The following is an 11166-nucleotide window of genomic DNA, read 5'->3' as shown; positions in this document are numbered from 1 at the left end:
ACATTCACCTGAAAAACAAAATAAAAGAAGCCCGGAACTATGCCGGGCTTCTTTTCATCTGTGACCTAATCAGCCGGTATAAATACAACCTGCGGTACAGGTTTCTTTAATTTCGACTTTGCTCAGCATCGGCAGATCAGGCTTCAGCTGTTGCCAAATCCATTTGGCCAGCACTTCGCTGGTTGGGTTTTCCAAACCTTCAATGTCATTCAGGTAGTAGTGGTCCAGACGATCGTAAATCGGTTTAAACGCGGCTTTGATTTCCGCAAAGTCCACCAGCCAACCTGTATGAGGATCCACGTCACCTGCTACATACAGGCGAACTAAAAAAGAGTGTCCATGCAGACGACCGCACTTGTGACCTTCAGGCACATGTGGCAGATGGTGAGCTGCTTCAAACATGAACTCTTTGTAAATCTCAGTTTTCATCTCGGTTCTCAGGCTTTCAAAAGAGACGCAATACTACGGAATCTCACAGTGTGAGACAAGTCACTCTAACACTAATTAAGCGTTTAGCAGCGAAAAGCGACGCAGCAGATAAAGAATGACGTACCCAATGAAAAAAGATCACCCAACATTCTCCCTGGGTCACAAATCCAAAATCCACATTTTGTCTAAGGTCACAATAACTTAAGTTTCATTTTTGTAGTGCTGACTCTTTACCGCTAAAGTCATTAGGTCTGTTCCCTACAACGATAATAAGATAAATAATCATGCGCTTAACCATCACTGCCAAACTGCTGTTCACACTTGTGACTGTGTTTTTCATGGTCTTAGCCGGCTCGACTGCCTATCAATACTGGCAGCAACGTGACCTTATCCATTCCGTACTCAGTGAACAACTGCACGATAAAGCCAGCAACTATTTCGACAGCCTCAACATGATGATGCTGACCGGTACCATGGCGCAAAAAGAAACACTGCGCCAAAAAGCACTGTCCCAACAAGGCATAGAACAGGTTCGGGTTTTGAGAAGCGACGCCGTCACCAAGCTTTACGGACCCGGTGAGGATTACCAGCAGCCGCAAGATGAGATTGACCGCCGCGCGTTGGGCGGCGAACTGGTACTGGAGCCTTATCAGGCCGACTGGGGCAAAGGACTGGTCGTGGCGCTGCCAATGAGGTCAAGTGAAAACTATCGCGGTACAAATTGTGTTGCGTGCCATATGGCCGCCGAAGGTGAAGTACTCGGCGTCATTCGCCTTGAATATAATCTCAGCCAGCTGACACAACGGGTTGCTCATCGCACGCTGATTGGGATCGGTATCATGGCTGCCATTGCCCTGCTCGGTTTCCTGCTCACCATGTGGCTGATTCGTAAACTGATCGTGCGCCCTATCCAACACACCTCACTGTTTATGCAGCGTGTCAGTGACAGTAAGGATCTGTCGCAACGGCTCAGACCAGGCAACCAGGATGAATTAGGCCAACTGGCCTCCTCAATCAATTCGTTGATTGATACCGTGTCACACAGCCTCAGCCAGGTACAAGATACCTCGCGCAGCCTGAGTCACTCTGCCAACCAACTGACCGATGTGGCACAAGTTACCGATCAGGCTGCCAACCACCAACAGAGTGAAACGGCCGTGGTGCAGATGAACATTGAAGAAATGCAAACCAAACAGCGTCAGGTTGAACAAGCCACTATCGACGCTGCAGCGTTGATCAATCACACCACCAACGCCGCACAACAGAGTGCACAACAGGCTCACATCGCCAGCCAGGACATCAAGCTTCTGGTCGACGATATTGATGGCGTAAAAAACAAGATTGCCCAATTGAACGACCAGACCAATGAAGTCACTTCAATTCTTGAAGTGATTAAAGGCATCGCCGAACAGACCAATTTACTTGCACTCAATGCGGCGATTGAAGCGGCCCGTGCCGGCGAACAAGGACGCGGATTTGCAGTAGTGGCCGATGAAGTACGTCAACTCGCCTCACGGACTGCTGAAGCAACTGGTAATATTGAAAATATCATTGCCCAGTTCCAGCGTGATAGTGAAACGTCTCTCACATCGGTCGATAGCGTCTCTGCCCAGGCGCACCAGCGCTCTACCGAAATTGAGGCGTTGTCATCTGTGATGACCCGAGTGGGTGCTGAAATGCAACAGGTACTTGACCATGCCAGTGGTATTCAGGAGCAAACCCGACAAACAGCAACCGTGAGCCAGGAGGTGGAAGTTAAGATTGATATCATCACCAAACATGCTGATGAGACCTCCCAGTCTGCCACCCAAACCCGGCAAATTAGCCTGAATCTCGAACAATTGTCCCAGCAGCTGGAAGCTCTGCTCAATCAATTCACGATTTCGCATAAGAAATGAGCAGTTAGGCAACATTAATGGTTGATGCTGACGAATTGACAGGTAATATGTTCCGTTGAATCTGTAAAATTCAATCCATCCGAAAGTTCGCTTATTTGTTAACCACAACAAGCGCATCAACAACTGCGCTGAAACAGTGGCGACCGTTTGAAATTCGGGTGGAATTTTTACCTCAATGGAGATTATATCAAACATGACTTACGCGCCTGTAAAAGACGTACTAAGCGGTAAGCTGGCGGTTGACAGTGAAGTAACTGTTCGCGGCTGGATCCGTACACGTCGCGATTCCAAAGCTGGAATTTCTTTCCTTGCCATCTATGACGGCTCTTGTTTCGACCCGATTCAGGCCGTGGTCCCTAATAATCTGAATAATTACAACGACGAAGTACTGAAGCTGACAACCGGCTGCTCTGTCGAAGTAACAGGTAAAGTGGTTGAGTCTCCGGCGAGCGGTCAGGATTTTGAACTGGCAGCAACGGGCGTAAAAGTGGTTGGCTGGGTTGAAGACGCTGATACCTACCCGATGGCAAAAACCCGTCACTCAATTGAGTACTTACGTGAAGTGGCGCACCTGCGTCCGCGCACTAACGTTATCGGTGCGGTTGCCCGTGTGCGTAACTGTCTGTCACAAGCGATTCACCGTTTCTACCACGAGCAAGGCTACTACTGGGTATCTGCACCACTGATCACCGCATCCGATGCCGAAGGTGCCGGTGAGATGTTCAGAGTCTCCACTCTGGATATGGAAAACCTGCCACGTACCGACAAAGGTGCTGTGGATTACAACGAAGATTTCTTCGGTAAAGAAACCTTCCTGACCGTATCTGGCCAGTTGAACGCCGAAGCATACGCTTGTGCGCTGAGCAAAGTGTACACCTTTGGCCCGACGTTCCGCGCTGAAAACTCAAACACCAGCCGTCACCTGGCGGAGTTCTGGATGGTTGAACCTGAAGTCGCGTTTGCTGATCTGAACGACGTCGCAAAACTGGCCGAAGACATGCTGAAATACGTGTTTAAAGCGGTACTGGAAGAGCGCCGTGATGACCTGGAATTCTTCGCGCAACGTATCGACAAAGATGCCGTGACTCGTCTGGAGAAATTCGTTTCTTCTGACTTCGCTCAGGTTGACTACACTGACGCCATCGAGATCCTGCTGAAATCAGGTAAAGAGTTCGAATTCCCGGTTGAATGGGGTATCGACCTGGCTTCAGAACACGAGCGTTTCCTGGCCGAAGAGCACTTCGAAGCTCCGGTTATCGTGAAGAACTATCCGAAAGACATCAAAGCGTTCTACATGCGTATGAACGACGATGGCAAAACTGTGGCAGCAATGGACGTTCTGGCACCGGGAATCGGTGAAATCATCGGTGGTTCACAGCGTGAAGAGCGCCTGGACGTACTGGATGCACGTATGGTGGAAATGGGTATCGATCCTGAGCACATGAACTGGTACCGTGATCTGCGCCGCTACGGCACAGTACCACACGCAGGTTTCGGCCTGGGCTTCGAGCGTCTGGTTTCTTACGTAACCGGTATGGGTAACGTTCGTGACGTGATCCCATTCCCACGTACACCACGCAGCGCAAACTTCTAAGCCTGCGCTAGCGGCGCTAACGCAGAAGCCAGCGCAGCAAACATCGCATAGGCCTCCGTTTACGGAGGCTTTTTTTATTGCCTCTCCCGCTTACGTTACTTCGGCGTCATGCCAAATGTAAACTCAATTTGCAGCGAATTTAATTCGATCAAGTGACGGGGCTTGTTCATACTTACCAAGGATATTGCTATTCAGCTCTGTTGATAGTGACCAAGTGAAGAACTTAGGGAGCAGATGATGAAAGTGTTTAAAATCGAGGACCTCTATTACAACGGGGTCAAAGACGGGGTTCATAGCTGGGACCATCCTAACGCTTCAAACCCCTATTACTGGCACCCGGACTGGTTGCATATTGCCGAAGATGCAACTGGCCTGTATCCGAAACAACCACTGGATGTCCAAGATGGTGAACAGGCCACTGAAGAAGACGCCAAGAAAGCCATCATTAAACATCTCAATGATGAGCAATCATCTTAGTGGTTATTTTATCGCCACTCCAACCATTATCCGGTTCAACCCGAACCGGATAATCCCCGACAAACTGTGAGAATAGCGCACCTTCGCTTTGTTACGTAAAAGTTAACGATTACCTGACATTTTGCCGTCACTCAATATTCAGCCAAGCCTTATCGCAGAGCCGATAAACGGCTTTTTATCCCGACGATACATGCATCGATTTCTCATTAAACCCTGATTAATTTGACAAAACAGAGCCAAATTAATCAGCCAAAATCCCAGGTTTAGTGTGACTTCATCAACTCATTAAAATTTTTTAAATTTTTCTGTGAAGTGCTGTTGTCACGACAAGGGCAGAAAGGTATAAATACGATAAATTTCATCGAAATTTTTCTTCCCACCTTAACTAACATGGATGAGCATTATGTTTGAAAAAATTGTCGCAGCTCCGGCTGACCCGATTCTTGGTCTGACTGAAGAGTTTAAAAATGATCCTCGTACAGACAAAATCAACCTGGGTGTTGGTATTTACAAGAATGAAGCTGGCGAAACTCCCGTTCTTGCGACAGTGAAAAAAGCAGAAGCCGCGCTGCTGGAATCAGAAAAAACCAAATCTTACCTGACGATTGAAGGTATGGCAGAGTACAGCCTGGCTGTACAAAAACTGCTGTTCGGTGCAGATTCTGATATCGTTGCTCAGAAGCTGGCGAAAACTGCTCAAGCCCCGGGTGGTACTGGCGCATTGCGTATCGCGGGTGAGTTCATCAAACGTCAAATTGGCGATGTTAAGGTGTGGATCAGCAACCCGACATGGGCAAACCACCACGGTGTGTTTAACGCTGCTGGTCTGGAAACTGCTGCTTATTCATACTACAACGCAGAAGCGAAAGATAAAGACTTTGCGGCCATGGTCGCAGACCTTGAGCAAGCTTCTGCCGGCGATGTCGTGCTGCTGCACGGATGCTGCCACAACCCAACCGGTATCGATCCAACGGCTGAAGAGTGGGAAACCCTGGCTAAACTGGTTGCAGACAAAGGTCTGCTGCCAATGTTTGACTTTGCATACCAAGGCTTTGCAAAAGGTGTGGAAGACGATGCTGCCGGCCTGCGTACCTTTGCTAAGTACAATAAAGAGATCCTGGTTGCGAGCTCATTCTCTAAAAACTTTGGTCTGTACAACGAGCGTGTCGGTGCCTTCACTCTGGTGGCAGAATCAGAAGAAGTGGCGACCACTGCATTTTCTCAGGTTAAAGCGATCATCCGTTCTATCTACTCAAACCCACCAGCCCACGGTGCAGCGGTAGTGACTCACATTCTGAACAATGCAGAACTGCGTCAGGAATGGGAAGCAGAAGTGGCAGAAATGCGTGAACGTATTCAGGAAATGCGCGAACTCTTCGTTGCAACGCTGAAAGAGAAAGGTGTTACTGCAGACTTCAGCTTTATTGAGCGTCAAAACGGCATGTTCTCTTTCTCTGGCCTGAGCAAAGAGCAAGTGACCCGTCTGAAAGACGAGTTCGGTATCTACATCGTAGGTTCTGGCCGTATCAGCGTTGCCGGTATGACCAAATCCAACATGCAGCCTCTGTGTGACGGCATCAAAGCGGTTCTGTAACTCGCGCTGTTATCCGTTTCTCTGTTTTACAAAGCCGGCCCCATGCCGGCTTTGTTGTTTTCCCTCTCCCCGCATTTTGTGCACATCACTGGTTTAAACCGGGAAGATTGTTGAGAACCTCTCCAGGAATGGTTGAGAAGCTGGCAAGTCGTTCGAAAATTGAAAATAGTTCTGAATACCCAGCCACTTAAGCTAGACTGAAATCACATCAGCGCCTTTTGCTTATTGCATTGATAGGTCACACAGCCGGATGATAACCGTCAGCTCAAGACATGATTTATCAGGCAGGTAACCAGCAACGCACAGATAGCCATCAGCCGACCGCTATTTTGGCGTGCATTTCTGTGTTATCGGAAAAATTCGTGTAGTATGAATACTTTCCAACAGCACTGAGCTGTATATCCTTAACCAGCGTACACGTCACCACGCAAGGAGCCATAGATGGAAGCGGAACTATTAGAAATAAAAAACTTCCTCAGCCAACATCCGCCGTTCAGCGATTTACCTGAAGAAACGCTGGAAGACATTGCACACAACGTCGAGATCACTTATTACCGACAAGATACTCCGATCATTCGCTTTGGCGACCATACCGAAGAACTGTATATGATCCGTAGTGGCGTGGTGGAAGTGTACCGTCGTAAAGGGGAACTGTATAACCGTCTGACAGAAGGCGGCCTGTTTGGTCAGATGGGCTTACTGACCAACAACAAAGTGCGTTTCCCGGTTACCGCGATTGAAGATACTCTGGTGTACTGTATTCCTGAAGCCGTATTTCAGTCTCTGTATGAATCCTACGATACGTTCGCTGATTTTGTCGAAGTACAGGATAATGCCCGTTTACGCCAGGCCGTTTCCAGTACTGCGGAACAGAACGACTTGACCACAGTGAAAGTCAAACGTCTTATTACCCGCGAAGCCCCATATGTGAATAAAGGCGCCAGCATCCAGGACGTCGCGGTCAAAATGGCGGAAGAGAACGTCTCGTCCATGCTGATCATCGACCCGGACATTCTTGAAGATGATGAGGAAGACAGCCGTCCTCTGATTGGCATTCTGACGGACCGCGACCTGTGTCGCAGAGTTGTGGCTGAGGGCGTGAAATACGTTGAACCGGTAGAAAGTGTCATGACATCAGATGTCATCTCGCTTGATCACAACGCCTACGTCTATGAAGCCATGCTGATGATGTTGCGATACAACGTGCACCATCTGCCGATCCTGAAAGGTCGTAAACCCATCGGGATTCTGGATATCACGGACATCGTTCGTCATGAATCACAAAACTCACTGTTACTGGTCAGCAGCATCTTCCAGCAAAACAGCATTGAGGACCTGGCACAGATTTCCAAACAGGTGAAGAACAGTTTTGTGCGTCTGGTTAATGAAGATGCCAACTCGCACATGGTCGGTACCGCAATGTCGGTGATCGGCCGCAGCTTCAAACAGCGCATTATTGAACTGGCTGAAGAAAATCTCGGCCCCGCCCCAATTCCCTATTGCTTCCTGGCCCTTGGGTCAATGGGTCGTGATGAACAGTTAGTCGTCACTGATCAGGACAACGCCATCATTCTGGATGACAGTTATAACGAAGCTGAACACGGTGAATATTTTGCCCAGTTCTCCAAGTTCGTCTGTGATGGTCTGGCCGAATGTGGCTACAGCTACTGCACTGGCGACATTATGGCCACCAACCCGATGTGGCGTATGACCCGTCGTGAGTGGGAAGACTGCTTTGCTGACTGGATCGACAATCCGAATCCTAAAGCGCTGCTGAATGCCTCAATCTTCTTCGATCTGGACGGCGTTTATGGCCGCCTGAAATGGGCAGAACAGCTGACCGGGTTTATCGTGCGCCGTGCGCGTCGTAACAACCGTTTTCTGGCCTGCTTGGCACGCAACGCGCTGAACCGTACCCCGCCACTCGGCTTCTTTAAGAGCTTCGTGATGGAAAAAGATGGCCGTCATAATAACTCCATTAACCTTAAACGCCGTGGTACTGCGCCGCTGGCCGATTTAATCCGCGTGCATGCGCTGGCCGTCGGCTCACGAGCGAAGAACTCGTTTGAACGTCTGGATGATATTATTAACGCTGGCATCCTGCCTAAAGGCCGCGGTATGGACCTGCGTGATGCACTGGAATTTATCTCCATGGTACGTATCCGTCACCAGGCCATTGATGTTGAGAATGACATTGCCGCCGATAACAATATCGAACCGGAACATCTGTCTGATTTTGAACGCCGTAACCTCAAAGATGCTTTCCAGATCCTGAGTAACGCCCAGAACTTCCTCAAGTACCGTTACCAAGCCAGCAGCAGCATTAAGTAAGGTCGCAGCATGATAAAACTTTTTCAGCCGCCCAGTATAGACTGGCAGTATAAGTACAAAGCCAAACAGAATGTGGTGAAAGATCCGCTGTTACAGCAGTTCTACCAGACCGAGTTACCCAACCCGGACACACCGATGAGTGAGATGACCTTTGTGGCTATGGATTTTGAGACGACCGGCCTTAACGCCGACAAAGACGAAATCATTACTATCGGGCTGGTGCCGTTTACTCTCAACCGGGTCTATCTCAACCGGGCTAAACACTGGACGGTCAGACCGCGGCAAAAACTCGATGAGAACTCGATTGTCATTCATGGCATCACCCATAACGATATCATGGATGCTCCGGATCTGAGTGAAATCGTTGAGGAAGTGCTTAATGAGCTGGCCGGACACGTCCTGGTGGTGCATTACCACAAGATTGAGCGCGAGTTTCTTGACCGCGCCCTGAAACGCCGGATTGGTGAAGGCATCGAGTTTCCGGTGATTGATACTATGGAGCTTGAGAGCCAGATTCAGAAACGGCAGACCGCTGGTATTGTCAATAAAATCATGGGTAAACGGCCTGACTCGGTGCGATTAGGGCAATCGCGTATGCGCTACAACCTGCCCGCCTACACGCCGCACCACGCGCTGACCGATGCCATCGCTACAGCTGAGCTGCTGCAGGCACAAATTGCCCACCACTTTTCCGGTGATCAACCGCTGCGTCAGTTCTGGCTCTAAACGCAAATTAGCATGACTTAGCTGTTTTAGCTGCCTTGTGCTCCCCGTTCTGGCAAAGGCCATACCGTCCGCATCATTAGGTCAATGTATCGCAGGCGGCGGTATAAATAGAACAGGGCCGATAAAAAAAGGAGCCATCAGGCTCCTTTTTTGGGTCACATCTCTGTGGTGTGATTACAGCTTAAAGCGACGAATTTCCTGCTCCAGCTCACCTGACAGGTCAGACAGCGCAGCTGCCTGAGCAGCAGCATCATGTGCTTCTTCTGCCAGTTCATTTGACACATCACGGATGCCTTCAGTATTTCGGGTGATTTCCGAGGTCACTGATGCCTGCTCTTCCGCCGCTGAGGCAATCTGAGTGGCCATATCACTGATGCTTTCAACAGCATGCTGGATCTGTGTCAGACTGGCTGCCGCGGCATGTGAGTCATCGACACTGGTGTCAGCCAGCATACGGCTGTCATTCATGATACCCACCGCTTTCTTAGTCGTAGACTGCAGCGTTTCGATCATGGTTTGGATCTCTTCTGTCGATGCGTGGGTACGCTGACTCAGAATACGCACTTCATCAGCAACCACCGCAAAACCACGACCTTGTTCACCGGCACGTGCCGCTTCAATCGCGGCATTCAGAGCCAACAGGTTAGTTTGCTCAGCAATGTTCTGAATGGTCGACAAAATAGTGCTGATCTGATTACCGTGCTCTTCCAGTTCAGTCACAACATTGGTTGCGAGACGAACTTCATCCGCCAAAGAGTTCAGTGAGTTCTGCGCCTGAGATACCTGGTTTGAACCATCACGGCACGCCGTTACAGACTCTTCTGAGTGACGAGCGGTATTTTCTGAGTTGTGGGCAATCTCATGAGTGGCCGCCGCCATCTCATTAATCGCCGTCGCCACCATGTTGATTTCATCCTGCTGCATGCGGATACGAGCACTACGCTCTTCTGCATGCTGTGCGGTCATTTTCGACTGCTCAGACAGAGATTGTGATACATGGCTTAACTTGAGAATCATGGTGTGCATGTTGCCGACAAACACGTTGAAGTTAGTGGCCAACAGGCCCACTTCATCGTCACTGCGCGGTTCCAGACGCTGAGTCAGGTCGCCTTCACCAGAAGCAATTTCAGCCAGAGCACGCGATACGCGGCCCAGATCCTGGAACAGGAAGCTCACCAGCCATGACACAATCAGTACCACAATGATGGTCACGATCACGGCAGATATCAGCAGACCGGTCAGCAATTCATCTTCGGCCGCGAATTCAGTATCACGATCCATCTGAATCGCAAAAATCCATGGCGTATTGGGTACTTTGCTGAAGTAAAACAGTGAGTCACGTCCATTCAGCTCAAGTTCAACCAGACGGCTTTCGCCTGATGCTTTTTCGATCATATTCATGTTGAATGTTTTCGAAACGCTGTTGACTGGTTTTAGCAGCAGCTTTTTATCCGGGTGAGCCAGGAACGTACCATCTTGGGTATCGATCAACATAGCAAAAGCATTTTCACCGGCGTCAATAGCCAGAACATCATTCACTAGTTGGTCGATCAGTACATCAGAACCAACCACACCGGCAAACTGGCCGTTGTGACGCACAGGTTCAGCGATGGTCACAAGTAAAGCATTAGTAATCGCGTCCTGATACGCTGTTGTGATCAGCTGTTTACCAGCCGCTGAGGCATCTTTATACCAAGGACGGGTACGAGGATCATAGTCGGCGCGGTTACGCTCTGGATGAGAACGAAACATTTCTCCTTTCGGTGTACCAAAGAAGATGTCGTCGAAACCACCAGCATTACGTGCTTGTTGCAGGTACGGAACCATGTCCTGTTGTTCGGTATAATCGTTGAACGCCGAAGTGATATCTTTACGAATGGAGATCCAGTCGGAAATACCTTTTGAAGCGGCAATTGAAATCGCTTCAGCCCGATCAAGAACGCCACGGTGAGTTTGTTGACTTAATTTGTCAGCAGACAGCCAGGTCAGTACGGCGGCCATGACCACCACAGCTGACAAGCTTGCTCCAATGAGTTTTTGCTTAAGAGTCAGTTTCATCTGATTACTTTATAAGAGGTTGGGTTTGAATAGTACGGCGCAGATAGTAACGGGAATAT

At 49.3% G+C, this 11166-nt stretch carries 8 protein-coding genes; 6 read left to right on the top strand and 2 right to left on the bottom strand.

Annotation, left to right across the window (positions count from 1 at the left end; translation table 11 throughout):
• Nucleotides 1–69: 69 nt before the first annotated feature.
• Nucleotides 70–429: a 6-carboxytetrahydropterin synthase QueD gene (gene queD, locus E6C74_RS10620; protein WP_136484889.1), complete on the bottom strand. Its 360-nt coding sequence runs from the start codon at nucleotides 427–429 to the stop codon at nucleotides 70–72.
• Between the two features lie 284 nt (nucleotides 430–713).
• Here queD and E6C74_RS10615 point away from each other — a divergent pair, with 284 nt between their 5' ends.
• From E6C74_RS10615 to E6C74_RS10590, 6 genes are all read left to right on the top strand, one after another.
• The gene (locus tag E6C74_RS10615) at nucleotides 714–2327 is read left to right on the top strand and encodes a methyl-accepting chemotaxis protein (protein ID WP_168797011.1); all 1614 of its coding nucleotides are present in this window, start codon (nucleotides 714–716) and stop codon (nucleotides 2325–2327) included.
• 193 nt (nucleotides 2328–2520) lie between these two features.
• Nucleotides 2521–3921 carry an asparagine--tRNA ligase gene (asnS, locus tag E6C74_RS10610; RefSeq protein ID WP_136484887.1) on the top strand — a complete coding sequence of 467 codons (1401 nt, stop codon included), beginning with the start codon at nucleotides 2521–2523 and terminating at the stop codon, nucleotides 3919–3921.
• A gap of 237 nt (nucleotides 3922–4158) precedes the next feature.
• Nucleotides 4159–4398 (top strand): hypothetical protein, encoded by a 240-nt coding sequence (locus E6C74_RS10605; RefSeq protein ID WP_136485003.1) that lies wholly within the window; start codon nucleotides 4159–4161, stop codon nucleotides 4396–4398.
• A 394-nt stretch (nucleotides 4399–4792) separates the two neighbouring features.
• On the top strand, nucleotides 4793–5992 hold the full coding sequence (locus E6C74_RS10600) for an amino acid aminotransferase (protein ID WP_168797010.1): 1200 nt from the start codon (nucleotides 4793–4795) through the stop codon (nucleotides 5990–5992).
• Between the two features lie 441 nt (nucleotides 5993–6433).
• Nucleotides 6434–8323: a DUF294 nucleotidyltransferase-like domain-containing protein gene (locus E6C74_RS10595; protein ID WP_136484883.1), complete on the top strand. Its 1890-nt coding sequence runs from the start codon at nucleotides 6434–6436 to the stop codon at nucleotides 8321–8323.
• A 9-nt stretch (nucleotides 8324–8332) separates the two neighbouring features.
• Nucleotides 8333–9049 (top strand): 3'-5' exonuclease, encoded by a 717-nt coding sequence (locus E6C74_RS10590; RefSeq protein WP_136484881.1) that lies wholly within the window; start codon nucleotides 8333–8335, stop codon nucleotides 9047–9049.
• Nucleotides 9050–9223: 174 nt separating this feature from the next.
• Here E6C74_RS10590 and E6C74_RS10585 read toward each other — a convergent pair whose 3' ends face one another.
• Entirely contained in the window at nucleotides 9224–11107 is a 1884-nt protein-coding gene (locus E6C74_RS10585) for a methyl-accepting chemotaxis protein (RefSeq protein ID WP_136484879.1), read from the bottom strand.
• Nucleotides 11108–11166: the final 59 nt, after the last annotated feature.

The organism is Vibrio sp. H11, assembly GCF_004804295.1.
GTDB classification, from domain to species: domain Bacteria; phylum Pseudomonadota; class Gammaproteobacteria; order Enterobacterales; family Vibrionaceae; genus Vibrio; species Vibrio ostreae.
This window is presented reverse-complemented; position numbering and strand designations above follow the sequence as displayed.